The organism is Streptomyces melanogenes, assembly GCF_014649795.1.
Classification (GTDB): Bacteria; Actinomycetota; Actinomycetes; order Streptomycetales; family Streptomycetaceae; genus Streptomyces; species Streptomyces noboritoensis.
Genome location: NZ_BMTS01000002.1, coordinates 390415 through 416606 on the forward strand (window position 1 = coordinate 390415; position 26192 = coordinate 416606).

At 72.7% G+C, this 26192-nt stretch carries 20 protein-coding genes; 5 read left to right on the forward strand and 15 right to left on the reverse strand.

The annotated features are described in order from the left end of the window. Nucleotides 1-19: 19 nt before the first annotated feature. The 3 genes from IE252_RS05760 to IE252_RS05770 form a co-directional block, all read right to left on the reverse strand. Entirely contained in the window at nt 20-229 is a 210-nt protein-coding gene (locus tag IE252_RS05760; protein WP_101388778.1) for a DUF397 domain-containing protein, read from the reverse strand. A gap of 213 nt (nt 230-442) precedes the next feature. Further along, nucleotides 443-1300: a helix-turn-helix domain-containing protein gene (locus tag IE252_RS05765; protein ID WP_190088185.1), complete on the reverse strand. Its 858-nt coding sequence runs from the start codon at nt 1298-1300 to the stop codon at nt 443-445. A 324-nt stretch (nt 1301-1624) separates the two neighbouring features. Next, complete coding sequence (locus tag IE252_RS05770; RefSeq protein WP_101388776.1) at nt 1625-2377, reverse strand: GOLPH3/VPS74 family protein; 753 nt, start codon at nt 2375-2377, stop codon at nt 1625-1627. Between the two features lie 195 nt (nt 2378-2572). On the opposite strand from IE252_RS05770, the gene IE252_RS05775 reads away from it, so the two are divergent. Both IE252_RS05775 and IE252_RS05780 read left to right on the forward strand, forming a co-directional pair. Beyond that, complete coding sequence (locus IE252_RS05775; RefSeq protein ID WP_229848014.1) at nt 2573-5098, forward strand: D-alanyl-D-alanine carboxypeptidase; 2526 nt, start codon at nt 2573-2575, stop codon at nt 5096-5098. Nucleotides 5099-5276: 178 nt separating this feature from the next. After that, on the forward strand, nt 5277-7304 hold the full coding sequence (locus IE252_RS05780; protein WP_190088187.1) for a DUF8823 domain-containing protein: 2028 nt from the start codon (nt 5277-5279) through the stop codon (nt 7302-7304). Between the two features lie 267 nt (nt 7305-7571). Here the strand turns inward: IE252_RS05780 and IE252_RS05785 are convergent, their stop codons facing one another. Beyond that, nucleotides 7572-9416 carry an amidohydrolase gene (locus tag IE252_RS05785; RefSeq protein ID WP_190088188.1) on the reverse strand — a complete coding sequence of 615 codons (1845 nt, stop codon included), beginning with the start codon at nt 9414-9416 and terminating at the stop codon, nt 7572-7574. Nucleotides 9417-9552: 136 nt separating this feature from the next. On the opposite strand from IE252_RS05785, the gene IE252_RS05790 reads away from it, so the two are divergent. Further along, on the forward strand, nt 9553-10527 hold the full coding sequence (locus IE252_RS05790; protein ID WP_229848015.1) for a LacI family DNA-binding transcriptional regulator: 975 nt from the start codon (nt 9553-9555) through the stop codon (nt 10525-10527). Here the strand turns inward: IE252_RS05790 and IE252_RS05795 are convergent. The 11 genes from IE252_RS05795 to IE252_RS05845 form a co-directional block, all read right to left on the reverse strand. Continuing rightward, entirely contained in the window at nt 10520-12136 is a 1617-nt protein-coding gene (locus tag IE252_RS05795; protein WP_229848016.1) for a carboxylesterase/lipase family protein, read from the reverse strand. The genes IE252_RS05790 and IE252_RS05795 overlap by 8 nt on opposite strands. Nucleotide 12137: 1 nt before the next feature. Further along, complete coding sequence (asnB, locus tag IE252_RS05800) at nt 12138-14000, reverse strand: asparagine synthase (glutamine-hydrolyzing) (protein WP_190088189.1); 1863 nt, start codon at nt 13998-14000, stop codon at nt 12138-12140. A 19-nt stretch (nt 14001-14019) separates the two neighbouring features. Then, nucleotides 14020-14937, reverse strand: coding sequence for a tyrosinase family protein (locus IE252_RS05805; RefSeq protein WP_190088190.1), 918 nt, complete (start codon nt 14935-14937; stop codon nt 14020-14022). 25 nt (nt 14938-14962) lie between these two features. Next, nucleotides 14963-15340 carry a tyrosinase family oxidase copper chaperone gene (locus tag IE252_RS05810; RefSeq protein WP_190088191.1) on the reverse strand — a complete coding sequence of 126 codons (378 nt, stop codon included), beginning with the start codon at nt 15338-15340 and terminating at the stop codon, nt 14963-14965. A 152-nt stretch (nt 15341-15492) separates the two neighbouring features. Then, a complete protein-coding gene (gene griH / locus IE252_RS05815) occupies nt 15493-16599 on the reverse strand; it encodes a 3-amino-4-hydroxybenzoic acid synthase (RefSeq protein WP_190088192.1) in 1107 nt (368 codons plus the stop codon). A 14-nt stretch (nt 16600-16613) separates the two neighbouring features. After that, complete coding sequence (locus IE252_RS05820) at nt 16614-17453, reverse strand: 2-amino-3,7-dideoxy-D-threo-hept-6-ulosonate synthase (RefSeq protein ID WP_190088193.1); 840 nt, start codon at nt 17451-17453, stop codon at nt 16614-16616. Between the two features lie 19 nt (nt 17454-17472). Next, entirely contained in the window at nt 17473-18789 is a 1317-nt protein-coding gene (locus tag IE252_RS05825) for an aspartate kinase (RefSeq protein WP_190088194.1), read from the reverse strand. A 219-nt stretch (nt 18790-19008) separates the two neighbouring features. Further along, nucleotides 19009-19902, reverse strand: coding sequence for an AfsR/SARP family transcriptional regulator (locus tag IE252_RS05830; RefSeq protein ID WP_190088195.1), 894 nt, complete (start codon nt 19900-19902; stop codon nt 19009-19011). A 242-nt stretch (nt 19903-20144) separates the two neighbouring features. Beyond that, nucleotides 20145-21332, reverse strand: a complete 1188-nt coding sequence (locus IE252_RS05835) for an MFS transporter (RefSeq protein ID WP_190088196.1) — start codon at nt 21330-21332, stop codon at nt 20145-20147. A 61-nt stretch (nt 21333-21393) separates the two neighbouring features. Further along, nucleotides 21394-22035: an NADPH-dependent F420 reductase gene (locus IE252_RS05840; protein ID WP_190088197.1), complete on the reverse strand. Its 642-nt coding sequence runs from the start codon at nt 22033-22035 to the stop codon at nt 21394-21396. Then, on the reverse strand, nt 22032-23450 hold the full coding sequence (locus tag IE252_RS05845) for an FAD-binding oxidoreductase (RefSeq protein WP_190088198.1): 1419 nt from the start codon (nt 23448-23450) through the stop codon (nt 22032-22034). Before IE252_RS05845 ends, IE252_RS05840 begins: the two co-directional genes overlap by 4 nt. A gap of 229 nt (nt 23451-23679) precedes the next feature. Here IE252_RS05845 and IE252_RS05850 point away from each other — a divergent pair, with 229 nt between their 5' ends. Further along, complete coding sequence (locus tag IE252_RS05850) at nt 23680-24813, forward strand: helix-turn-helix domain-containing protein (protein ID WP_190088199.1); 1134 nt, start codon at nt 23680-23682, stop codon at nt 24811-24813. Between the two features lie 161 nt (nt 24814-24974). After that, nucleotides 24975-26177 carry a GAF domain-containing protein gene (locus IE252_RS05855; protein WP_190088200.1) on the forward strand — a complete coding sequence of 401 codons (1203 nt, stop codon included), beginning with the start codon at nt 24975-24977 and terminating at the stop codon, nt 26175-26177. Nucleotides 26178-26192: the final 15 nt, after the last annotated feature.

Here is a 26192-nt window from a genome sequence, read left to right on the forward strand (position 1 = left end):
GGAGCGGTGCCGGCGAAGATCAGACTCCACGCGGCGCGGTGCGGTTGACGTCCTGGATGAAGGCCGACCACGTCGTGGGGGCGAAGTCGATCATCCCGTTGAGCGGGTTCTTGGAGTCGCGGACCGACACGGTCGAGTGATCTGCCGCCTTGACTTCCACACAGTCGCCGTTCACGGCGGAGTATGAGGACTTGGTCCACTCCGTCAGTGCATGCTGCTGAACGCGCATAATGACTCCGATGGTTGATCCGGTTGCCCGGGTGATGTGCCCGGCCGCTGAAGCCCAGCGGCTCTGCGTGCGACGCTACGCCGCAACATCACTGATGACAGGGGCCCTTCACCCATCCGGATGGCATATTCCGTCGGGTCCTTCTCAGTTGAGGCCGCAGAGGTGTAGGGTGCGCGCCCCACGGCGTCCGCAGTCGCCTCTCCCGTCACTCGCTCACGACGCGTACCCGTCGACCACGCGGTGGATGAACTCCCGGGACTGCTCGGCGCTGAGCGCCTTGGCCCTCAGGTGCTCGTACATCACGGTGTAGCTCTGCACGTCGTTGGCCTTCTCCAGATAGAGGTCGCTGGTGACGCCCTCCAGATAGACCACGCTCGCGTCCATGGCGTCGTGGAACTCCAGGATGGCGAACTTGCCGTACATCCCCGGATGCGCGCCCGCGTCGTACGGCAGCACCTGCAGCGTCACGTGCGGCTGCTCGCTCAGCTGGGCCAGGTGCAGCAGCTGGTCGCGCATGATCTGCTCGTTGCCGACCACCCGGCGCAGCAGCGCCTCGTCGATCACCGCCCAGAAGCGCAGCGGGTTGGTCGGGTCGGTGAGCCGGTCCTGGCGTTTGAGCCGGATCTGGATCCGTTTGTCGATGTCGCTGGAGGTGGCCTCGGGCCACATGCCCTCGATCACCGCCTGCGCGTACTCGCGCGTCTGCAGCAGTCCGGGCACGATCAGCGACTCGTAGACGCGCAGGCTCGCCGCGTCGGTCTCCAGACCGATGTAGACGCTGTACGGGATGTCGCCGAAGGCGTGCCACCAGCCCTGCTGCCGGGAGTCCTTGGCCATTTGCATCAGCGAGTCGACGATCCGGTGGTCCTCGACCTCGTACACCCCGCACAGGTCGCGGACATCGCGCTGGCTGATGGAGCGGCGGCCGTTCTCCAGGCGGCTGATCTTCGACTGGGAGACCAGCAGGCGCTCGGCGACCTCCTCGGCCGTCATGCCCTTCAGCTCGCGGAGTCGACGGAGCTCCTGGCCCAGTCGGCGTCGCCTGACGGTGGGATTGACGTTGGACGCCACGGGAACTGCACCTCCGGCTGCGGCACTTCTGTTGTTCTCTGCTCTTGTGCTCAGCAGACTGCCACCAATGTTCCTGGCCGCGCTGGGAAATGGCCACACACGGTGGGGTACCGGCTACCGCGGGTACGAGCCCCGGGCCTCGGAGGACGCGAAGCGCGCGGGACCGGCGGTGGCCGGCCCCGCGCGCCCGTGCTGCGGCTCCCGAACCGGGTCGTGAGGGGGACGTCGGTGCGGCGGGTGGTGCGGGGTGGTGCCGTGGTGCTCGGTGGTGCGGGCCGTGCGTGGTGCGTGAGGTGGTGCCTGTGACCGGTGCCGGAGCGGCCGCTAGTGGGCCACTGCTCGGGCCATGCTGCCGCGGTGCGGCTGCATCGGCACGCCCGGTGCGGTCGCCGTCGCGCGCGTGCCCGCCGGGGCGCCGTTGCCGGTGCCGTTGGCGGTGCGGCGCGGCTGTGCGCCCACTCCGTTCTGGACGTCCATGACGGCGTGCGCCACCAGTCCGCCCATCGGGTCGTGCCTGATCAGGTCCCGGAGGCGGGAGCGGGATGAACGCCCCTCGTTGCCCGGGTACAGGTGCTTGCCGAGTCCGACCGCGTGGGCCAGCGCGGCGAGCGCCGCGGTCCGCGGGTCCGGCGGTACGCCGGTGCGGATCGCACTGTCCAGCCGGGCCCTGATGTCCCGGCTGATCGCCGTGTCCGTCGCCTGGTAGCGAGTCGTCGGCAGCACTCCGCACATCTGGCCCGAGACGGCATGAACCATGCCGCACCGCTCCAGGTGCGCGAGGTAAATCTGGCGCAGCCCCAGTCGGGGCCCGCCGATCCAGTGGACGGCCCGGACCGGGCTGCCGCGCCTGCGCAGCAGTTCCAGTGCGGAGTCCAGTGTCGGATCTCCTGTCGGCCGTGCCATCACCACGGCGATACGATCCCCGTCTGGGGCTATCCGTCCTGCCAGAGCCAGCTCCACTAGCTGGGCTCCGGCGAGGCCGAGGTCGAGCGACTGCGGCTGCGCTGTGGTACCCGTGGCCGGGTCCAGAGCGAGCAGCAGAAGCTCCTCCGGAATTGTTCTGCGGCTCCTGCCCATCCATGCCTCCCCGCGTGGATGAATGACAGGGTGACCCCTCTCACATTCATCTGTCGAGAGCGCCTGGGCGGTAAGTACGGGAACCGACAGGTATGTCGTTCTCGTCTAGCACGGGGGTCAACCCCGCACACAGGACACTGGTAGATGGTTCGGACAGGTTCGGACGGCGCCCCGGGGCGCCGGGAGGAGGCATCGGTGGCGGGCGAGTCCCCCGACAGGTCGGAGCAGCAGCAGTCGTCGGGGGAGACGACTCCGAGCGAACGCGACCCCCGTGTGGCGGTGTTCGGACCGGATGACGGCCCCCGGGCCGCGTCCGGTTCCGGTGCTGTTTCCGGTCCGGAGAGCAACGGCTCCGCGAAGACGTCCGCGAACGGCTCGGCGAACGGGTCCGCGGCCGGTTCGGCGAACGGCTCGGCGAAGGGTGCCGTGAACGGCTCCGCCGACGCCCCCGTGGACCAGGCGACCGCCGTCTTCCGGGCCCCGCGCCAGGAGGACCACGAGTCCCGCGACACCCGCCTGCGGGCGGCCGTGGCGGCCTGGGTGGCCACGGACGGCGACGCGGAGGCGGACGCGGCCGACGACGCCGGGTCGGGTGCCGGTGCCGCGAAGGCGGACGCTCCGGATCCCGCCGCCGAGAAGCCGGAGGACGCGGACGCCGACGCGGAGGGCACCGACGAGGAGCCCGCCGCCGACGCCACGCCCGTACGGGAGACCGTGCCCGCGCCGACGGCGGCGCCCGAGGCGGACGACGCCTCCGAGGACGCTTCCGAGGACGAGCCCGCGGCTCAGGAGCCGGGCGAGAAGGCCGCTGAGGCTTCCGAGGACGCCGACGCGGCCGACGAGCCTGCCGAGGCCGCCCCCAAGGCCGCCGACGAGCCGGACACCGCGTCCAAGGCCGCGCCCGACGCCGAGAACGCCGCCGAGCAGGACGACAAGCCGGACGCGGAGCCCGAGCCCGAGCCGAAGGCGGACGCCAAGTCGGACGCCAAGGACTCCGGCCCCGCGCCGGAAGCCGACGCCAAGCCCGCCGCCTCCGCCGCCAAGGCCGACACCGCCGACAAGCCCGCCCCCGAGCCCCGGGCCGCCTCCTGGGGTGCCAAGCCCAGCGCCGAGAGCGCGGGCGAGGCCGAGGCGGTCGACCAGCCCACCGCTGTCTTCAAGGCCGTCAAGCCCCCCGTGGTGGACCAGCCGACCACCGCCATCCGGCTGCCGAAGGCGGGCGAGCCGACGGCCGAGCGGTCCAGCACGTTCGTACCGCTGCGCTCCGACGACGTACGCCCGGACACCGAGAAGCCGAAGGCGGCGGCTCCGAAGACGGAGGACCCGAAGCCGGAGGCCGCCAAGGCCGCCGCGCCGAAGCCCCCCGCCTCGCCCCGCATCTCCGTGCCGGACGCCGACGCCGCCGAGCGGACCCGGCAGCAGCCGCTGCCGCCGAAGCCGCCGCTCGACCTGCTCGCGGAGCTCACCAACACCCCGCCCCCGCCGCAGACCCCGGTCCGCACGGCGGTGCGGCGGTTCAAGATCTGGACGCCGCTGGTCCTTCTGCTGCTGGTCGTGTTTGCGGTCGTACAGTTCGTACGCCCGCTTCCGGACGCCGAGCTCAAGATGACGTCGGCGCCGCAGTTCACCTTCGAGGGCGGCGCGCCGCAGCTGCCGTGGCCCAGCGAGGGGCAGGGCCTCATCACGGTGTCGGGCCTCGGCACTGTCGGCCGGTTCGGCGAGGAGAAGCCGGCCCCGATCGCCAGCGTGACCAAGTCGATGACCGCGTACATCATCATGCGCGACCACCCGATGAAGGTCGGCGAGAAGGGCGCCTCCATCCCCGTCGACGAACTCGCGGAGAAGGAGGGCGGCTACAACAAGGGCGGCAAGGACGAGTCGACCCTCGACAACATCAAGGCGGGCCAGACTCTCACGCAGAAGGACGCGCTCAGCGCGATCATGATCCCGTCCGCGAACAACGTGGCGCGGCTGCTGGCCCGCTGGGACGCGGGCTCCGAGGCGGCGTTCGTGAAGAAGATGAACGACACCGCGAAGCAGCTCGGGATGACGAACACCACGTACACCGACCCGTCCGGTCTGAACGCCACCACCGTCTCGACCGCCGTCGACCAGGTGAAGCTGGCCACCGAGCTGGTGAAGAACCCGGCGCTGGTCGACATCACCCGGCAGCCGTTCTGGATCGACCCGATGGGTGTGAAGCGGCGCAACTACAACACCCTCGTGCCGTACAACGGCGCGATCGGCATCAAGACCGGCTCGACCTCCAAGGCCGGCGGCAACCTGCTGTTCGCCGCCACCAAGGACGTCGGCGGGACGAAGCAGACGATCGTCGGCGCGGTCTTCGGCCAGCACAAGAGCACGTCGATCCTGGACCTGGTCAACAAGGTCAGCAAGGACGTCCTGATCGCCACCCGCAAGTCGCTCACCTCGGCGACCGTGATCAAGAAGGGCGACGTCGTCGGGTACGTGGACGACGGCCTCGGTGGCAAGACGCCGGTCGTCGCCACCAAGGACCTGACCGTCGCCGGCTGGTCCGGTCTGCAGACCGCGATCTCGCTCACTCCCAGTGACGCCAAGGTCCCGCACTCCGCGAAGGCGGGCACGGTGGTCGGCAAGCTGACCGTGGGCTCGGGCCCCGGCCAGGTCTCCGCCCCGGTGGCCCTCCAGAAGGCGCTCGCCGAGCCCGGCTTCGGGTCCAAGCTGACCCGTCTGGGCTAACGGACGCGACGGACGTACGAGCGCGGGCCCGGCACCGGGAAGGGTGCCGGGCCCGGCTTCGGGCGCAGGTCGCTCGCGCTCTCGTGCTAGCTTCGGTCAACTGGAGGACGCTGGGCGGCGTCCCTATGAGCGATGGGGCGAGAGACGTCCTGAGACTGTGTGAGGCGGGAGAGCCGCAGTGACCACCGCTGAGCCGACGCCCACCCGCGCCGACGGCAGCAGCCCTTCTCGGCAGCCGGGTGGACGAATACAGGACGAGAACAGGGACCCGGTGAGGGAAGAGAACCTGACCGGGCGCGCCGACACGGCCCCGGTCCTGGAGAAGGAGCCGGTACGGGCCGAGGGGTCGGGCCAGGCCGAGGGTCCGGCTGAGGACGCGGTCCTGGTCGAGGAACCGGCTTCGGCCGAGGGATCGTCTGAAGGGCAGGCCAAGGACTCAGGCCTCGCCGAGGACCCCGTCCCCGCCGTCGAGTCGACCGTGCTCTGCCGGCTGCGGGCCTTCGCCGTGCGGCACCCCGTGGTGGCCGTCACGGCCGTCGCCGCCGTCGTGCACGTCCTCTGGTTCTTCTTCTTCGCCAACAGCGGCGGAGACCTCGCCGCGCAGGACGCCTGGGCCGAGTTCGTCGGCCGCCACCCGGCCTCCGCGTACAACCTGGCCTGGTACGGCGGGATGCACCCCGTCTCGTACAGCGTGGTCTCGCCGTATCTGATGTCGATGCTCGGCGTCCGGTCCACGATGATGATCGCCGGGACCCTGTCGGCCGGGCTGATCACGCTGATCCTGGTGCGGGTGCGGGCCGTCCGCAATCCGCTGCCGTGCGCCTTCGCGGCGCTCTTCGCCTTCCTGTGCAACGCCATGTCCGGCCGGGTGACCTTCGGGCTCGGCACGATGTTCGCGCTCGGCGCGGTCGCCGCGGTCTTCTGCTGGCCCCGCAAGTGGGCCGAGAACCGGTGGGCCAAGGGCGCGGTCGCCGCGCCGCTGGCCGGGCTCGCCACGGCCAGCAGCCCGGTCGCGGGCCTCTTCCTCGGGGTGATCGCGGCCGCGCTGTTCCTGAACGGGCGCCGCCCGGGCGCGTACGCCCTGGGTCTGCCGCCGGCCGCGGTCGTTGCGGCCTCGGCCCTGCTGTTCCCGTTCTCGGGCACCCAGCCGATGTCGCTCGCCTCGGTGTCGCTGCCGTTCCTCTTCGCGGTGATCACGCTCTTCTCGGTGCCGAAGGAGTGGCGGACGGTCCGTACGGGAGCGGCGGTGTACGGGGTGGGCGTGCTGCTCACCTGGATCATCGACTCGCAGATCGGGTCCAATGTGACCCGGCTCGCGATGCTCTTCGCGGGCGTGGTGTTCCTGGCCGCGCTGCCGTACGTGGTGCCGCGCTCGCGCAAGTGGTACGCGCTGGTCATCGCCTTCGCGGGGATGAACTTCTGGATCGGCTTCAAGGCCGTCGACGACATCGTCAGCACCCTGCCGGCCGCGTCCTGGGCGCGTGAGCTCGCGCCGCTCGTGGACCAGCTCGGGGAGGTCGGCGCGGAGCGCGGGCGCGTCGAGGTCGTGCCCGCGTCCAGCCACCGCGAGGCGTCGGCGGTCGCGCCGTACGTCAACCTCGCGCGGGGCTGGAACCGCCAGGCCGATATGGAACGCAACCCGATCTTCTACGACGACACGCTGAACGCCGCCAGTTACAAGGGCTGGCTGGGCCGCTGGGCCGTCCACTACGTGGTGCTGCCGATGGGCCCGCCGGACTCCAACGGCGCCGAGCAGGAGGCCAAGCTGATCCAGAAGGGCCTGCCGTACCTCAAGGAAGTGTGGAGCAACGACAACTGGCGGCTGTTCGCGGTCGACGACCCGACCCCGCTCGCCGATCCGCCCGCGGTGGTGGAGAAGGCGGGGGAGGGCGAGTGGACACTGAAGGTGAGCGCGCCCGGGACCGTCCTCGTCCGCATCCCGTACTCGCCCTGGCTGAAGCTGGTGGACGAGAAGGGGAAGGGGGTGGAGCCGCCGCAGGAGACTCCGGAGTCCAAGAGCCGGGCTCATGGCACGCCGAAGACGTTCACGAACCCCAATGGGTGTTTGTGGAAGGCGCCGGAGGATGCGGCGGGGGACGAGTGGACGGAGCTGCTGGCCCCGAAGGCGGGCACGTACCGCCTGGCGGCCCCGTACAGCCTCCGCCGGGGAACGGCCTGCCCGACGGAACTCCGCCCCGATCACTAACGGTGTGGATCACCCCACCCCGCCCCTTCCCTAAACCCTCCGGGGGTGGGTGGGGGCGGAGGTGGTTCTCCAGGCCGCGGGGCCTGGGGCCCCTGCACCCCGCTGTCTCTCGTCTGCGGACCGTGCTGGGCTGGTCGCGCAGTTCCCCGCGCCCCTGAAGGCGGGGCCTGCGGCCCCCCCGCCGCTGTGGGCAATCGTGCCGCTGGGGCGGCACGGGTGGGCACAGCGGCACCCCGCGTTGCCGGGCAGGCACCCTCCCCCCCCCGGTCACCCGCACCCGCAGGCCCCGTGCACCCCCGTCAGCGACCTCGCCCGGCGCGCCGCCACGGGTGCGGTCACGCCCTCGTGGACCACCCGGCCGCCGACCAGGGTCAGGCGGACACCCGTCCCCGACACCTCCGCGATCGGGACCCGCGTCACGTCCCGGTCCAGGAGCACCAGGTCCGCCGCCATCCCCGGCAGCAGGCGGCCGCTCAGGTGGTCCATGCGGAGCTGGTACGCCGTGCCCGCCGTGTGCATGCGCAACGACGACGTACGGGTCAGGCCCTCCAGTTCGGGGTACAGCGCGCCCTCCCCCGCCTCCGCCCCCTCCCGGTCCACCGCCGTACGGACCTGGTTCCACGTCTGGAGCGGGTCCACCGGCCAGTCGGAGCCGCCGGAGAGAGTCGCCCCGTGGCGCTCCAGGCTCCGCGCGGGGTACAGCAGCCGGTGCCGCTCCGGACCGATGTACGGCAGCAGCGCCTCCATCGTCCAGATGTCCCGCATCGCCCACTGGAGCTGCATGCACGCCACCACCCCGAGCGGCGCGAAGCGGCGGTAGTCGGAGGGGTGGACGAGCTGGAGGTGGGCCACGGTGTGGCGGTTGCCGCGGCGGCCGTTCGCCCGTACCGCCGTCTCGTACCCGTCCAGCGCCGTCCGCACCGCCCGGTCCCCGATCGCGTGCGCGTGCAGCTGCCAGTCCGCCCGGTCGAACACCGTCGCCAGACGGCCGTAGTCGGCGGAAGAGACGTACAGGTCGCCTCTGTGAGTCGTCGGCCGACCTTCCGCGTCCAGGTACGGAGCCAGCAGCGCCGCCGTCTGCGACGGGTACTCGATCACCCCGTCCAGGAACACCTTCGCCGTGCCGAACCGCAGCCCCCGCACCTGCCCGTACCGCGCCCGCAGCTCCCGTACGTACCGCAGCGCCCCCGCCGGATCCTTCGCCAGGTCCGGGCCGATCAGGAGCGCGGGCACGATCCGCTGCGGCAGCTTGCCGGCGGCGGACAGCGCGGCGTAGGTGTCGAGCTCGTGCGTGCCCACCGACGCGTCCATGAAGGTGGTGATGCCCGACGCCGCCGCCTGGGCGAGCGCCTTGGCGCAGGCGGCTACGAGCTGCGCCTGGGTCGGCGGCGGGATCACCCTCGTCAGGAGGTCCTGGGCGGTGTCCTTCAGGAGGCCGCCCGGCTTGCCGTCCGGGTCGCGCACGATCTGGCCGCCCGCCGGGTCGGGGGTGGCCGCGGTGATCCCGGCGAGGTCGAGCGCCCGCTGGTTGGCCCACGCGTTGTGCCCGTCGTTGCCGATGAGCGCGATCGGGCGGCGGGTCGGCAGCGAGTCGAGCATGCGGTGGTGCGGGACGGTCCCGGCGGGGAGCAGCCCCACCGGGTTCCAGTCCTCCACCACCAGCCAGCCGTCGGGCTCGTGGGAGGAGTCGGAGGAGAGGAACCCCGTGAGTGCTTCCTGGAGTTGGGGGACCGTGAGGGTAGCCCCCTCCAGCGTCGGGTGCAGGCTGCGCTCGCCCGCGCCCAGCGGATGCGCGTGGCCGTCGTGGATGCCGCTCATGACCGTCGCCCCGCGCGCGTCGACGACCTCGGTGTCCCGGCCGACGTACCGCCGCAGCGCCGCGTCGCTCCCGGTCGCGAGCACCTTTCCGTCCCGTCCGACCGCGAGGGACTGCTCGACGGGGGCGTGCGCCTCGCCGGTGAGGACCCGTGCGTGGTGCACCACCAGCGCGGCCGAGCGCCGCTTGGCGGGGGCGGCAGCCGCCGTGCCCGGTGCCGCCAGGGACACGGCCGCCGCCGCGCCCAGGCCGGTCGCGAGGACCCGGCGGCGGGAAGGTGCAGAGCTGTGGTTCACGAGGGCTCCTGGGGGTGTCGAGTGGCTCGTCAGGCACCGCACCCTTCGCGATTAATCCCTTAACCACCAGCGCCCCGCCACAGCCGATCTGCCCCGCGAACTCCCGCTCCGGCAACGGATTCCGTACGCTGAGCCCGTGCCCCGAGTGACCCTCACCGATGTGGCCCGCGCGGCCGAGGTGTCCGTGGCGACCGTCTCCAACGCCCTGAACGGCACCGGCCGGATGGCCGAGCCGACCCGGGCCCGGGTGCGGGCGACCGCCGCCGCGCTCGGCTACGGTGAGCCCCCGCCGCGTACCCTCGCCCTCGCCGTCACCACGTACGGCACGCTCTCCTGGGACTTCGCGGGCATCCCGTTCTACGCCCGGGCGATCAGCGCCGCCACGGCCGCCGCCCACCGGCGCGGCTACGCCCTGGTCGCGCTCCCGGCCGCGCCCGCCGAGTCGCTGTGGCGGACCCTGCCGGTCGCCGGGGTGGTGCTCCTGGACAGCCCGCCCGACGACCCTGTCGTCCGCATCCTGCGCGCCCGGGGCCTGCCGCTGGTCTTCGACGGCCGCCCGGCCCGGCTCGGGGTGCGCGAAGCGTGGGTGGACAACGACCACCGGGCCACCACGCACGAGGTCCTGGACCACCTCGCGGCGCGCGGCGCCCGGCGGATCGCGCTGGTCGCGGGCCCGGGCGAGGAGCACTACACGCGCAGCTGCCGGGCGGCGTACGAGGAGTGGTGCGCGGCGCGCGGCGGCGAACCCAGAGTGGTGCCGCTGGAGTTCGACGACCGCGACGGCCGCACCCTGGACGCCCTGCTCGCCGGGCCCGACCGGCCGGACGCGGTGCACGGCCTCTACGACCCGTGCGGCCACCGTGTGCTGGCCTCGGCGGCGCGCTGCGGGCTGCGGGTGCCGGACGACCTGCTCGTGGTGTGCGCGAGCGAGGATCCGGCGTACGAGACCACCGCCCCGCCCGTCTCCACGGTGACGCTCGCGCCGCACCGCACGGCCAGGGCCGCCGTGGCCGCCCTCGTGGAGCTGGTCGAGGGCGGCCACGGCGGTTCGGGGCAGACGGTTCCGGCGCGGCTCACCCCGAGGGCGTCCTCGCTGCGGGCCGTCAACTGAGCTGGGGCACCCACGTGTTGTCGTCCCAGAACCTCAACTGACGCGCCTTGGTGGGGTGCGCCAGGCGTGGTCTGCCCGGCTCGCCCAGGATCAGCGTGCTGGGGCGGTCCGGGGAGAAGACCGGCCACGGTACGGCGCCGGTGTGCGCGAACGCCGCCACCGCGTCCATGAAGGCGGCGCTGACCTCCGCCTCGGCCGGGCCGTCGCCGCACGCGCCCACGTTCTCGGCGATCCCGTAGGTGCCGAAGAGGAACGGCGAGGTGTGCTCGTGCGGGGTGCCGAACCACGGCGGGCGGGCCGGGTGCGCGAACTCCATGAGGTAGCCGGGCGCCGTTCCCGTACGGGCGTGCCGCTCGGCCAACCGCACGTTCAGATAGCGGAAGAGGCCGTCGCCCCAGACGTCGGTCCACAGCGAGACCGGGTCCAGCGACAGCCCGTCCGCCACGGCCGCCGCCCGGTACGCGTCCACGCACCCGTCCACCAGCGAGTCCGGCACCCGCGCCGCGCCCTTGAGCAGCACCCCGCGCACCGACTCCCGCAGCGAGGCGTCGTCGGTGGGCGCGGGGGTGGGGATCGGGGAGCCGGGGCCGGTGTAGAAGGAGCCTTCGGTACGGGTGTGGACGGAGAGGATCGGCAGTGCGGGGGTGGGGAGTTCGTGGTCGAAGCCGTGCATCCAGCGGCCGTCGACGACCGGGCCCCGGTACTCGCGTCCGCTGCCCACGCTCCTTCCGCCCGGGCCGCCCCCGAAGACCTGCCACCAGGCGTCCCGCAGGGCCGTGGCCGGTGCGGCGCGCAGGCCCCGTACGGTCGTGCCGAGCCGGGCGGCCACCTCCTCGTACGCCCGGCGCGCGTCCGGGACCGTCAGCGAGGTGGCGGGCTGCCAGACGTGGCAGGCGCTGATCGGGACGATCCGGCGGACCAGGCCGCGCAGTTCGGGCCGCAGCGCGAGCTGCCAGGCGGAGGCGCCGCCCGCCGAGGTGCCGCTGAGGGTGATGTTGTGCGGGTCGCCGCCGAACGCCTCGGCGTTGTCCCGCACCCAGCGCAGCAGCGCGGCCTGGTCCTGGAGGCCCCAGTTGGCGCAGTCGCCGGTCGCCTCGTCGGTCAGGTCCTCGTGGTAGCCGAAACCGAACGGCCCCAGGCGGTAGTTGAAGGTGACGACGACGAGGTCGCCGCGGACCGCGAGGCGGGCCCCGTCGTACGTCGGCAGGCTGCCCGCGCCCACCTGCCAGCCGCCGCCGTGGATGTAGACGAGGACCGGGCGCCGCCCGTGCAGGGCGGGCGTCCAGACGTTGGCGTAGAGGCCGTCCTCGCTGCTGGCCGGGTCGATGGTCTGGAGGAACGCCGGGGCGAACCGGGTCGCGTCCCGCACCTCCCGCCAGGGCCGGGGCGGGCGCGGCGAGGCGAACCGGAGCTCGCCCAGCGGCGGCCGGGCGTAGGGCACGCCCCGGAAGGCCAGGACGCCGCCGGTGCGGGCCCCGGCCACCGGCCCGGCGGTGGTGCGGGCCACCGCCGGGCCGGAGGGGGTGGCGACGGCCGGTGCCGCGTGGGCCACGGCCGCCGCGGCCGAGGCGGCGAGCACCGCCCGGCGCCCCATCGCGGGTGCGGGCATCTCAGCCCGCCTCGGGCACGAAGCGGATGCCGTAGCCGCGGATCCACGCGTCCAGGTCGATCAGCCGCTCCATGACCGCGCGCCCGCTGTAGGGCCCGCCGATCGAGTACGAGCCCACCGGACGATCCAGCAGGCGCCGCAGCCCCTTCGGGTCGACCAGGTCGAGGACGGGGGAGTCGCCCGAGGCCAGGGCCGTGATGCGGTCGCGCAGGGAGAGTTCGTACTGGACGTCCTGGGTGGACGGGTACGGGCTCTTCTTGCGCTCCACGATCGAGCGCGGCAGCACGTCCTGGGTGGCGGCGCGCAGCAGGCTCTTCTCGCGGCCGTCGAACGTCTTCATCGCCCACGGGGTGTTGAAGACGTACTCGACCAGGCGGTGGTCGCAGAACGGGACGCGGACCTCCAGGCCCACCGCCATGCTGATCCGGTCCTTGCGGTCGAGCAGGAAGTTGACGAAGCGCGTCAGGTGCAGATGGCTGATCTCGCGCATCCGCGCTTCCTGCGGGCTCTCGCCCGGCAGGGCGGGGACGTCCGCGACCGCCTCCTTGTAGCGCTGGTCGATGTAGGCGCCGAGGTCGAGCCGGTCCCACAGGCCCGTGGTGCGCAGGGCGTCCTGGCCGCCGGCCCTGCGGTAGGGCAGGTGCCAGGGGAAGGTGGCCGAGGAGACCGCCTCCGGGTCGTGGAAGTGGCTGTAGCCGCCGAAGAGTTCGTCGGCTGACTCGCCGGACAGGGCGACCGTGGAGCGGGCCCGTACCGCCTGGAAGAGCAGGTACAGCGAGTACTCCATGTCACCGGTGACGGTGGGCAGGTCGAGCGCCCGCAGGACCGCGCCGCGTACCTCGGGCGTCAGCAGCTGCGCGTTGTCGAGGACGATGTCCTCGTGGTCCGTGCCGATGTGGGCGACGGCCTCCTTCACGAAGGGCGCGTCCGGCGCCTCCCACACCGCGTTGGCCTCGAACCGCTCGGCGTGGCCGGTGAAGTCGACGGAGAAGGTGCGGATGCGTTCGCCGCGGCCCTCCTCGGCGAGCGCCCGGGCGGCCAGCGCGGTGACCGCGCTGGAGTCCAGGCCGCCGGAGAGCAGCGAGCACAGCGGCACGTCGGAGACGAGCTGGCGGCGCACGGTGTCGTCGAGGATCTCGCGGACCGTGCCGACGGTGGTGTCCAGGTCGTCGGTGTGCGGCCGGGACTCCAGCTGCCAGTAGCGCGTCTTGCGCAGCCCGCGCCGCGAGAGGCGGACCATGCTGCCGGGCCGCACCTCGTACATCCCCCGGAACACGGCGTTCTCGGGCGTCATCGTCAGGCCGAACACCTCGCGCAGGCCCTCGGCGTCGACGACCGGCTCGGCCAGCGGGTGGGCGAGGATCGCCTTGGGCTCGGAGCCGAAGAGCACCCCGTCCTCGGTGGGGTAGTACAGGAGCGGCTTGACGCCCATCCGGTCGCGCACCAGGAGCAGTTCCTCGGTACGGGTGTCCCAGATGGCGAACGCGAACATGCCGTTGAGCCGCTCCACGAAGGCGTCGCCCCACTCCAGGTACGCCTGGAGCACCACCTCGGTGTCGCTGTTGGTGCGGAACCGGTGGCCCCGGGCGCTCAACTCGGCCCGCAGCTCACGGTAGTTGTAGACCTCGCCGCTGTAGGTGGTGACCGCCTCGGGGGCGACGCCGAACCCGGCGGACATCGGCTGCTTGCCGCCCTCGATGTCGATGACGGCGAGGCGCCGGTGGCCGAGCGCCACGTGCCGGCCGGTCCACACGCCGCCCGCGTCGGGTCCCCGGCAGACCATGGTGGCGGTCATGGCCCGGGCGCTGTCCTCGTGCCGCGTCACGTCGTGGCCGTAACCGACCCAGCCCGCTATACCGCACATGTCTCAGACCCCCCTCTCGTCAGGCGTAGGTGTAGAACCGGCGGTGGTCGACGACCTCGGCGACGGTCTTCGTGTGCCACGGGAACAGCGGCGTGCTCGGGTCGGCGACCTCGGGGGTCGGCTCCTGCGGCAGGTAGTGCGGCACGTCCGGGTGGAGCGTCTGCCAGTCGCCCCAGATCTTGTCGATGAAGCAGTGGTGCAGGAAGAAGACCGGGTCGTTGGGCGAGGAGATGTACATCATGTGGCCGCCCACCCACTGGTGCCCGGCGCCGTGCAGCTTCCCCGCCGGGGGCTCCCAGGCGAAGTTGGTGTACCCCTCCAGGTGGTTGCGGAAGCTGTTGTACGGCGGCTGGCTGCCGGAGGTGTAGTTCCATGGCGGACAGTCGTAGACCGGCAGGTCCATGGTCTGCTGCAGCTGCTCGGGCGAGGGCAGCGACGGCAGCTTCTGCCCGATGCGGCGGATCAGGAACTTGCGGTCGTCCACGGTGTAGTGGCCGTTGAGCGCCGGGTTCTCGTCGCCCTCGGGCTGCACGTTGACCTTGAGCTGCCAGCCGTTGGGGAAGGCGAACGGCCCGGTCATCACCATGCCGTCGGAGGGCCGCCCGTCGCCGCCCATGAAGTCGTCGGCCCACAGCGGGGAGTGCGGCGACTGGTCCTTGGTCCAGTCCCAGTACGGCAGGGTCACCGTCGGGTCGACCCGGCGCAGCTCCTTCTCGAACTCCATCAGGTACTGCCGGTGCCAGGGGAAGAACCCCGGGTTGATGTGGCCGACCCGCTTGCCGGTGTCCTTGTCCAGGTAGTCCTGGGAGTTGACGTCGACGTGGAGCTTGACGAACCGGTCGTAGATCCCGCGCCGCTTGATCTCCAGAACGGCCTTGATGAACCGCCGCCGCTCGCTGCGCGACATGTCCAGGTGGTTCCTGCGGACGTGCGTCATGGTCCTGTTCCTCAATCTCGCGGGATCACATGGAGTGGTGGGAGCCGTCGCCGAGCGGGACGAGGTTGGCGCCGTGCAGCTCGTCGACGGCGGCGCGGGCGGCGTGCAGCGGCGTCTTGGCGACCTCGTAGTGGCACAGGGCGCTCAGATAGGCGCCCTCGCCGAGCTTCATCAGGTGCAGCGGCTTGCCGTCGATGGAGACGGCGTGGTCGGCACCGGTCTGGGTGACCCGGATGGTGCGGCCCTTGTAGGTCTCGGTGTGGTCGTCGCTCTGGGCGGCGGCGACGGCGGGCGAGCCGTCACTGCGGGTGCCGTACACGGCGACCCCGCCGGCCCCGGCGATCCCGGTGGCAACGGTGGCGGCGACGGCGCCCCGCTTGATCACATCGCGGCGGTTGAGCATGGGGGGACCTTTCTGTGGGTGGTGGGGGCGGGGGCGCGACACCCGGGGGTGTCGCGCCCTGGACACTGCGGTACTGGGCGCCCCATAGGGGCGCGGGGAACTGCGCGACCAGTTGGGGACGGCCCGCAGCCGAAAGACGACGCAGGACCCGGCTACTTCTCCAGGCAGAACTCGTCGATCGGGTAACCCACATGCCGGTCCTCGCTCGGCAGGAACCCGAGCACCTTGTCCCCCGGCTTCAGCTCGGTGCTGTTGAGGACGACGCCACCGGGGCCGAGGACCCGCACGTGCCAGTCGTCCTGAAGGATCAGATTCACGTGCTGCCCGTTCGGCGCCACCGCGTCGATGGAGATCAGCGGCCGGGACTCGATCTTCACGCGCCCGACCGTGACGAGCCGCGTCTGCCCCTTGATGTCCACGGCCAGCACCTTGCTGCCCGCCTTCAGCTCGCTGAGGTAGTTGGTCCGCTCGTCCTTGGACAGCGTGTACGAGTGGATCGCCCCCGCGTTGACGCGGAACGGCCGGGTCGGCATGTACGGCAGCGGGTGCGTCTCGCTGACGCACAGGATCATGCCCTTGGAGTGCGAGCCGACCAGGATGCCCTCGTCCTCGCGGAAGTACGTGCAGGTGTCGACGCAGGCCCGCTCGCCCATCCCGATGTGCTCGGTCTGGCGCACCTCCAGCTCGACCAGGTTGAGGTTGGGTACCTCGGCGGTGGCGGCGGCCTTCAGGTGCGCGGCGTCGCCGACGGCCTTGGGCGCCATCATCACGCCGTCCGAGCCGTGCTCCAGGACGCCGAAGATGATCTCGGCCTCCTCCACGTCCTGGGCGACCGTGATCATGCTGCCGGTGGACCGGGCGGCCGCCGCGATCACGATCTCCAGCGGGATCTTGGTGGGGTCGCGGAAGAGCAGCACGCTCCACTTCTCGGTGCGCGCGGACTCGCAGGCGTCCTCGAGGGTGGGCGCGTCGATGATCTCCACGAAGCGCCCGAACTCCACCTCCGGGTGCTTGATGGCGAGTTCGGCCGGGGTGATGCCGTGCCGGGCCGGTTCCACGATGACCACGGACGCGTCGCCGAACGACTCCGGCAGCGGCTTGCCCTGCGGGAAGAGGACCTTGGTGATGGTGGGCGGCAGGTCGGCAAGGTCGGCGGGGTCGTCCGCGACGACGCCCTCCAGCCGGTAGTGCAGGGCCTCCTGGAGGATGGCCTCCTTGGCCTCGCCGAGCGAACGGGCGTCGAGCCAGCTGAGCTTCATGGGGAGAACTCCTCTTAAGAGACGGTGGTCAGCGGTACGGCGAGAGCCTCGGGAGCCGCGCTGGGCGCGGACAGGTCGTGCGGTACGGGGTGGATCAGCCGGGCGACCTTGGCGGCCATGGCCCCGGGGTCCGGTGCGAGGAAGACGTTGCGGCCCATCGCCACGCCGCTGGCGCCGCCGCGCAGCGCCTCGTCGACGTAGGCGAGCACCCGGGTCTCGTCGGGCTCGCGGGGGCCGCCGACGACGACCAGGGGGACGGGGGACGCGGAGGTGATGTCGCGCATCTCGGCGATGGACTCGGCGCAGACGGTCTTGACGATGTCCGCGCCCAGGTCGGCGGCGAGCGAGGCCGCGTGGGCGATCAGCGCCGGGTCGCGCGGGTTGGTGATCTTCGGGCCGCGCGGGTACATCATGGCGAGCAGCGGCACGTTCCACCGGTCGCAGGCGTCCGCCACGGCGGCCATGTCCGCGATTTGCTGCCGCTCCTGGGTGGAGCCGAGGTTGACGTGCACGCTGACCGCGTCGGCGCCCAGCCGCAGGCACTCCTCGACGTTGGCGACGAGGTACTTGTCGTTGGGGTCGGGGGCGTGCACGGTGCTGGCGCTCAGGTGCACGATCAGCGAGGTGCGGGCGAACCGGGCGGAGTCGACGTACCGCAGGCTGCCCTTGTGCAGGACCACCGCGTCCACGCCGTTGTCGGCCAGCTGCCCGACCAGGTGGTCGAGGCGGTTGCCGCCGGTCAGCGGGCCGTCGGTGACCGAATGGTCCAGCGGGACGATCAGCAGCCGGTCGCCGCCGTGGCGGTGGATGCGCCGCAGCCGTAACTGGCGTGCGAACGAATGGTGCAACATCATCGGAACCTCCTCTGTCGGATCAGGCGGGCACGGGCGCGGTGAAGCCCGACCCGGCGTTGAGTGCGGCGAGACCGAACTCGTCGTGCAGGACCCGGGCGGCCCGGACCGCGTCGTCGTCCGGGACGGTCACCGAGATCCGCATCTGCGAGGTGGAGACGGAACTGGGCGCGATGGCCGCGGACTTGAGGCAGCGCAGCATCCGGGCGGTGCTGTCGGGGCGGCTGAGCAGTCCCGTACCGACCAGGGAGAGCTTGGTGATCCCCTCGTCGGACTCCATGGGCCGGCCCGGCGGCCCGGGGCGCCGGGCCAGGTAGTCGCGCAGCGGCTGTACGTCGTCGGTGTGCAGGGTGATGCCGATGTTCACGCCCGTGCTCTCGTCGGAGAGCGCCGCCATGTCGACGGAGAGGGACTCGCGGGCGAGGAAGGCGAAGACGTCGGTGGCGGCGTCCGCGTCGCCCGCGCCGAAGCGCAGGGTCACCCGGGCCACGTCCGCGTCGAGGACCACTCCGGTGACGGTCGTCGGTGATTCGAGCATGTCGGCTTTCGTCTCCTCCCTGGCGGCGATCACGGTCCCGGGGCCGGGCCGTGCGGAGTGCTTGACGTGGATGTCGACGTGGCGCAGCGCCGCCAGCTCCACGGCCCGGGCGTGCATGACCTTGGCGCCGGCGAACGACATCTCGGCCATCACGTCGACGTCGACGACCGGCAGCACCGAGGCGGTGGGCAGCAGCCGGGGGTCGGCGGTGAACACGCCGTCGACGTCGGTGTAGATCTCGCAGTGGGCGGCGCCGAGTTCGGCGGCCACGGCCACCGCCGTGGTGTCCGATCCGCCGCGCCCCAGGGTGATCACGTCCCGGCGGGCGGTCAGCCCCTGGAACCCGGCGACCACCGCGACCGCGCCCTGGGCGAGGACCTCGCCGATGGCCTCGGTGTCGACGGCGACGATCACGCCCCGGCCGTGCGCGCCGGTCGCCAGGATGCCGGTCTGGGCGCCGACCAGGGACACCGCCCGCACCCCGGTGCGGTGCAGGGCCATGGCGAGCAGCGCGGCGGACGCGCTCTCGCCGGTCGCGAGCAGCTGGTCGGTCTCCCGGCCCGCCGGGGGCGCCCCGACGGACTCCGTCAGCTGGAGCAGCCGGTCGGTGGTGTTGCCCCGGGCCGAGACCACGACGACCACGTCGCGGCCGGCGCGGCGGGCGGCCGCGACCCGCTGCGCCACGGCGCGTACCTGCTTGAGCGTGGCGAGCGAGCTCCCGCCGTACTTGTGCACCACGGGCCCGCGCCGGTCGGGGCGTTCGGCGTGCGAGGGGTCACCTCCGCCGTTCGAGAGAGCCATGAAGCAGTCCTTTCCTGCGGCTTCGGCGAGGCCGTTTCCCGGGTCCCCGTACTTCCCGTCCGGCCCCACCGGCGGTGACGCTCCCCGAGCTGCGTATCGGCCAGGTTTCACGCGGATATCGCGGAGCCGCGCGCGGCGATACCGGACGCGAAATGCCCCGTGCCGAGGGCACGGGGCATCGGGGAAATCGCTGGTGGGGACTGCGCCCACCGGATTTCGTCAGAGTTTCAACGTTGCCTGGAGGCGGAGATTGGCCTGCTGCAAACTGGTCAGCCGGGTGCGCATGGCCAGCGTGTGGTCGGTCCAGGACGTCTTCACGGCGCGGTGCGCGGGCTGCCGGATCAGCGAGCCGACGGGGGCCGGGCCCTCCTGCGCCGGGGCGGGCCGGCTGGGCGTCTCCAGGGACGGGTCCTCGGCCAGGATGGCCCGCTCCAGGGTGCGCAGCGACTCACCGGGGTCGATGCCGAGCTCCGCCGACAGGAGCGTGCGGGTCTCGCGGAACTGCCGCAGCGCGTCGGCCTGGCGCCCCGAGCGATACAGGGCGAGCATCAGCTGGGCGCACATCTGCTCGCGGTACGGGTTCTCGGCGACCTGCCGGTACAGCTCCCCGACGACCTTGCGGTGCCGTCCCATCTGGAGCTCCAGGTCGACGCACTCCTCCAGTACGGAGAGCTGCTCCTCGCGCAGCATGGTGGCGGCCTGGCGCAGCACCCTGCTCTCCAGGCCCGCCGCCACCGGGCCCTTCCACTGCGCCAGTGCCGAGCGGAACAGGTCCACCGCCTGCTCGGGCTGCTTGTCGCGGGCCGCCCGGCGCCCGAGGGCGGCCAGGTGCTCGAAGCGGGCCAGGTCGAGCGCGGTGCTGGGCAGCCGGATGCGGTACCCGGCGGGGTGCGTCTCGATGAGGTCGCCGACGCCCGCGCCGACGAACTGGCGGCGGATCGCGGAGACGCAGATCCGCACCTGCCCCTTGGCGGAGGCGGGCGGGGTGTCCTCCCAGATGGCCTCCAGGAGCCGTTCGATCGGTACGACGTGCTCGGCTTCCAGTAAGAGCGTGGCGAGCAGTGCCTGCTGCCTAAATCCGCCCAGGCGGACCTTCCGGCCCGCGCATTCCACTTCAAGTGGGCCGAGTATTCGGAAAGTGAATGCTTGGTTTCCCGCTGACTGCATTGGCTGAGCCCTCCCCAAGTCGGCGTTCTAGCAAGACATTTCGGCCTCCGGAGGCCTGTTTTCAGCCTCCGGAGGCTATTCCGCCCCAGCCGATGCGGCGGCCGGGCGGAACGTCTGCGGCAAGGATTTCAGATGGCCCGTGGAGTACGCGTGGAGGCGCCCGCCTAACGCGCCCCCCCGGCCCCCGGCTACCGCGCCGGAGCCGCGGCCGGGGCGGCCGTCGCGGGGGCCGCGGCGGGCCGGTTGATCCGCAGGGAGAGCGCGAGGATGCCCAGCGCCACCACCCCCACGGTCAGCGCGGCGTAGCCGACGCCCGAGGCGCCGTCCGCGGAGTATCCGGCGGCCCCGGCCACGCCGCCGGTGCTGATGCCGATGTAGATCGTGCTCTGGTGCAGGCCGAGCAGGAGCGGCGCGGACTGCGGCGCGGTCGCCACCAGCCGCATCTGCTGCGGCACGTTGATCATCCAGTGGCACACGCCCCAGGCGACGGCCATCGCGATGCCCGCGCCCATCGACTTCGACAGCAGCGGGGTGAGCGTGGCGGCGGTGACCAGGAGCGGCGCGGCGACCGTGATGGTGCGCACCGGCCCGATCCGGTCGGTCAGGCGCCCGGTGAGCAGGTTGCCCGACACCGCGCCGATGCCGAAGAAGAGCAGGATCAGCGAGGTGCGGCCCGCGTCGCCGCCGGTCGCCTCGTCCATCACCTCGTCGATGTAGTTGTAGACGGTCCAACTGGTGCTCAGGCAGAGCCAGGTGGCGATCAGGGTGACCAGCACGCGCGGCTGCCCCAGCGGCGCGAGCCGGGCCCGCAGGGTCGTCGCGGCCTGCCCCTTGAGCTGCGGGACGGTCGCCGCGATCCCGATGGTCGCGACCGCCGTCAGCCCCACCACCAGCCAGAGGGCCGCACGCCAGCCCGCCTGGTCGCCCAGCCAGGCGCCCAGCGGCAGGCCCAGCACGATGGCCGCGGTCAGCCCGCCCACCACCAGCGCCGCGGCCCGTCCGGCCCGCTCGGGCGGCACCATCGCCCGTGCCACGGCGAGGGAGTTGGCGGTGTACATGGAGGCGCCCGCACCGGCCACCACTCGCCCGACCATGGCCCAGGAGTAGTCCCCGGCGACGGCGGTGAGCGCGTTGCCGACCGCGAAGACGCCCAGGGCGCCGAGCAGCAGCTGGCGGGGCGGCCGGTGCCCGGTGGCCGCCGCGAGCAGCGGCCCCCCGATCGCGTACGCCAGGGCGAACGCGGTGATCAGCCAGCCCGCGGTGGTGCGGGAGACGCCGAAGTCGTCGGCCATGGGGTCGAGGATCGGCGCGATGATGAACGTGTCGACGCCCATCGCGAAGTTACCTAGCGCGAGGACGAGCAGTCGCAGTCGCACGGTGGCTCCTTGGGAGTGTGCGGGGTAAGGGTCGGGGGCGGCCGGTCGGATGCGGGCGCGGTCACCCGTCGGGCAGGAGCTTGATCCCGGCGCCCAGGCCGAGGCCCAGCCGCTCGATGAGTTCCATGCACAGCAGTGCCATCTGCTCCAGGACGTGCGCGTTGCGCAGATCGCCCGCGTCCAGGCCGCGCAGCCCCGCCCGGTCGATGAGCTCGATGACCGGGATCTTGGCGCTGTAGTCGTCGCCCGCCACGAACACGTCGAGGTGGGCGCCGTCGACCCGTCCGGCGAACAGCGTGTCCGCGCAGGCCGTGTTGAACGCCTTGACGACGGAGGACTGCGGCGCGGCCCTGGCGATCAGCTCGGTCATGCTGGGGCCCGTGCGGCCCAGCGCCGGGCTCCCGCCCTCCTCCACCGGGTTGGTGGTGTCGATGAGGATCTTCCCGGCGAGCGCCGAGCGGTGGTGGATGACGAACGCGAGGGTCTCGTCGGTGCCCATGGCGAGCGTGATGAGCTCGGCCTCCAGCACCTTCTCGACGTCGTGGGCCTCGACGCTGCCCCGGGTGCCCGCGCTCGCGGCGGCCGCCGCCCGTACCGCGAGCTCCGGGGAGCGGTCCGCGAGCCGTACGGCCTCGCCCGCGAGCGCGAACTGCCGCGCGGCGGCCCGGCCCATCGGCCCCGCGCCGATCACCCCGACACTCACGCCGACACCCCGCTCGGGAGCGCGGCGGGCGCGATGTTGTGGTTGACGCGGAAGGTGTTCCCCGGGTCGTACTGCGCCTTGAGCGCGGCCAGGCGCGCGTACGCCTCGGGGGTGTAGGCGGCGCGCACGTGCTCGTCCCCGGCCGAGGAGTCCAGGAAGTTGAGGTACTTGCCGCCGGTCGCCCAGGGTGCGAGCCGGTCCAGGAGCAGGTCGTCGGGGCCCTGACCGGCCGGGCGCGGCCCGCCGGGGGCGACGGTGAGCAGGCAGTAGCGCGCGTCCCGGTTGCCCACCGCGTTCGGGTGCCGCACCGGGCGGCGCAGCGCCCCGCCGAGGTGGCGCAGCTCCACCAGCCCGAGCGAGCAGCCGGAGCCGGGACCGGCCACCTCGAGGATGCGCCCGGCCGCCGCCCGGTCCAGCTCGCCGAGCATCGTGGTGCGTTCGTGGTACGTGTACGGCTCGGTCGGATCGCCGTGGATCGAGGCGACCTCCGCGTACGGCATCTCCCGTACGGTGTCGAGGACGCGAGGCCCCAACTCCCGCAGCGGCATGACCAGCTGAGCGCCCACGGTGGCCGCGCCGGTGAACGCGATCCGCACCTGGGTGACGAAGCGGCCGCGCACCTCGGCGGGCAGCGCCGGGTCGTCGGGGAAGCGGACCAGGGCCAGCGAGGAGCTCATCTCCTGGGGCACCTGCGCCGTCCACTCCAGCCAGGCGCGCAGCACGGCCGGGGCCATCGCCCCGTCGAAGGTGAGCGCCCCGCCGTACAGCCGGCGCACCGGCATCAGGCCGATCTCCATCGAGGTGACGATCCCGAAGTTGCCCTTGCCGCCGCACAGCCCCCAGAACAGCTCCGGCTCGCGCTCCGCGTCGACCTGGCGCAGAGCGCCGTCGGCGGTGACGAGGTCGAGGGAGCGGATGTGGTCGGCGGCGTACCCGAAGGTGCGGGCCATCACGGCGAGGCCGCCGCCCAGCGCGTACGAGACGGCGCCGACCAGCGGGGACGACCCGTTGAGCGGGGCGAGGCCGTGGGGCGCGGCCTCGTGGATGACCTGCTCCCACAGCACCCCGGCGGCCAGGCGCGCGGTGCCCCGGTCCGGGTCGATCCGCAGCCCGGTCATGCGGCGGGTGGAGACGAGCACCGCGCCGTCGGCGGCCCGGGCGGCGCCGTGCCCGGTCGCCTGGACCGCGACCGGCAGCCCGTGCCGGGCGGCGAACCGGACCGCGGCCGCCACGTCCGCCGCCCCGGTCGCGCCCACGACCAGCGCGGGGCGGTGCTCCAGCAGCGTGTTGAAGCCCGCGCCCTCCTCGGCGTAACCGTCCTGCCCGGGAAGGAGAACGGGCCCGCGCACGGCGGCGGCGAGCCCGGCGACCTGGTCGGCGGGGAAGTGCGGCGGGTGCTGGACGGCGGATCGCACGGTGGGTGCCTCCTCATTCGGCGCGGGGTGGGGGGCGGGGTCGGCGTGGCGTCATCCATCGTCGGCCGCGGGGTGGTCCGGGCGACATCCCGAGATCAAGGTGTTGGCGGGGCCCGGCCCCCCTCAACTGAGGGGGGTGTGCGGGGGCGTTGGGTGAGGGACGATGGCGGAGTAGACCCGCGCACCCGACGAACACCACCCGAGCGCAGCGCGAAGGAGCACCGGCCCCGTGACCGTGTCCAGGAACGCCAGCACCACCCATGCCATCGACACGCTCCTCACGGCGATCGGCGCGGCCCCCGACGCCCTCGCGCTGTTCGCCACCGCCTCCGAGCAGCTGCGCCGGCTCATCCCGTACGACGCGTCCGTGTGGCGGGCCACCGACCCGGTGACGGGCATGATGACCTCGCCGATCCGGGTGGAGAACCTCACCGAGGAGGGCTGCTCGGTCTACTGGGAGTCCGAGCTGCTCGCGGAGAACATCAACCTGTTCCGCGACCTGGCCCGCGCCCCGCTGCCGGTGGCCGGGCTGCGCGAGGCCACCGGCGGGCTGCCCGGCCGCAGCACCCTTTACCGCGACTTCCTGGCGCCGCGCGGCCTCGACGACGAACTGCGCGCCGTGCTGCGGGTGGGCGGCCACCCGTGGGGCCAGGTCAGCCTGTTCCGGGCGCAGGGCGCGCCGCCGTTCGGCGCGGACGACACGCTGGTGGTGAAGGAGCTGTCGGCGGCGATGGCCCGACGCCTGCGCTCCTTCACGGAGCCGTCCGCGTCGGCCGATCCGACCCCGAGCCACGGCCCCGGCCCCGGACTGCTGCTCTTCGACGCGGCGGGCGGTCTCCTTTCGGTCAACGACGAGGCCCGTGAACTGCTGGACGACATAGTCCCCGGCCCCTCGACCCCGACCCCGCTCGGCGTCGCGGTTCCGGCCTGGATGCACAGTACGGCCAGCAAGGCCCGTGCCATCGCGGCCGGTTGGGACAAGGGCGTGGCCCGCGTACGGGTGCGCAGCAAGGGCGGCCGCTGGCTGGCCTGCCACGCCTCCTGCCTGCGCGGCGCGGACGGCGAGCTGGGCGCCTCGGCGGTGGTGATCGAGCGCGCCTCGATCTCGGAGGTCGCCCCGCTGATGGTGAAGGCGTACGAACTGACCGACCGCGAACTGGAGATCACCCAGCACATCGCGCGTGGTCTGGGCACCGCGGAGATGGCCGGGAAACTGTTCCTCTCGCCGCACACCGTCCGGGACCATGTGAAGGCGATCTTCGAGAAGGTCCGGGTGTCCAGCCGCGGCGAGTTGGTGGCGAAGCTGTTCACCGAGCACTACGCGCCGCTGGGGGAGGAGTCGGAGCAGCGGGTGTGGGGGTGAGCCAGGGGCGTATATACACGGGGCGGGACCCCGTCGGGTTCAACGCCTCGCCGAGAAATGCCAGATGAACATGACTCCCCCCTTCCGCCTCCACATAATGCGCACATATCTTGGGCGGGAACGCTGATGCCGACGCGTCCGGGGTCCGGGGGAGGCTTGTTGTGGCGAAGAGGACGACGGCTGCGGCGGCACACTGGGAGCCGAACGACGGGGAGGACGGCTCCGGTGCTCTGGAGATCCTCGAACTGCTCGCCGTGCAGGCCCCGTTGGACGGTATCGACGAGGTCCTGTTACGGGCGCACGACCGGGGCGCGACGGCGGACGAGCTGGCGGCCATCCACCGGGCGGGCCGTCTGGGCCGTACGGTGCACGGGCTCCTGGACCGCCGCCGCAGACGGGAGGCGGACCTGGCGGCCCTGCTCGACACGGCCCGCGAGCTGGCGTCGTCGTGCGATGTGGACGGCCTGGTGAAGACGGTGGCCCACCGCACGCGGGCGCTGCTGCAGGTGGACATGGCGTTCGTGGCCCTGCTGACGACAGGCTCCGGCGACTCGGTGATCAGGGCCTCGGCAGGAGCGACAACGTCCCTCCACATAGGCCTGCAACTGCCGGGCAAACACGGCATAGGGGCGGTGGTGCGGGAGACGGGCGCGCCGTTCTGGACCTCGGACTACCAGTCCGAGACCCGCGTGGACCACGACCCGGAGCTGGACGCGGCGATCGCCCGCGAGGGGATCCGCTCGGTGCTCGCCCTGCCGCTGCACCACGCGAGCGGCACGGTGGGCGTGCTGTACGCGGCGCACCGCGACGTACGCCACTTCGAGCCCGACGAGGCGGCGCTGCTGGGCTCGCTGGCCGACCTGGCGGCGGCCGCGGTCGACAAGGCCCAGTGGCTGGAGCTCTACAACGCCGAGGTCGCCAAGCTGGAGGAGCACAGCGCGCTGGCGATGGAGACGATCGAGACGGAACGCTGGCTGGAGGCGGTACGCGACCACATCATCGGCTTCGCCCTCTCCGGCCAGGGCGTGGCGGGCCTGGCGGCGGAGGTGGGCGTCCTGCTGGACGCGGAGATCCTGGTCCGCGACCACCGAGGCCGAATCCTGGCGGGCCGCGAGGAAACCTGGCCCCCACTCCCCCCACCGACGGCGTCCCCCCGCACCCCCATGCTCCTGGACGCGGGCACCTGGCAGGCAGCGATCTGGGCCGGCACAACGTGGCTGGGCCACATCCTGGCCCGCCCCCGCACGGCCCTCACCCCCGAGGGCGAACGAATGCTGGCCTATGCGGGGCAGGCGGTGGCGCTGGCGGTGGGGGTGGGGAGGGGGGCGGCGGGGGTCGGGGGGTTCGACAGTCGTTGTGTGTGAGGGTGTGCCTGGGGG

Excerpts from the sequence above, each read along its gene's own strand:
- IE252_RS05825 (WP_190088194.1), bottom strand. The coding sequence starts at position 18,789 with ATGGCTCTCTCGAACGGCGGAGGTGACCCCTCGCACGCCGAACGCCCC.
- IE252_RS05760 (WP_101388778.1), bottom strand. The coding sequence starts at position 229 with ATGCGCGTTCAGCAGCATGCACTGACGGAGTGGACCAAGTCCTCATAC.
- IE252_RS05770 (WP_101388776.1), bottom strand. The coding sequence starts at position 2,377 with ATGGGCAGGAGCCGCAGAACAATTCCGGAGGAGCTTCTGCTGCTCGCT.
- IE252_RS05820 (WP_190088193.1), bottom strand. The coding sequence starts at position 17,453 with ATGATGTTGCACCATTCGTTCGCACGCCAGTTACGGCTGCGGCGCATC.
- IE252_RS05810 (WP_190088191.1), bottom strand. The coding sequence starts at position 15,340 with ATGCTCAACCGCCGCGATGTGATCAAGCGGGGCGCCGTCGCCGCCACC.
- griH (WP_190088192.1), bottom strand. The coding sequence starts at position 16,599 with ATGAAGCTCAGCTGGCTCGACGCCCGTTCGCTCGGCGAGGCCAAGGAG.
- IE252_RS05795 (WP_229848016.1), bottom strand. The coding sequence starts at position 12,136 with ATGCCCGCACCCGCGATGGGGCGCCGGGCGGTGCTCGCCGCCTCGGCC.
- asnB (WP_190088189.1), bottom strand. The coding sequence starts at position 14,000 with ATGTGCGGTATAGCGGGCTGGGTCGGTTACGGCCACGACGTGACGCGG.
- IE252_RS05805 (WP_190088190.1), bottom strand. The coding sequence starts at position 14,937 with ATGACGCACGTCCGCAGGAACCACCTGGACATGTCGCGCAGCGAGCGG.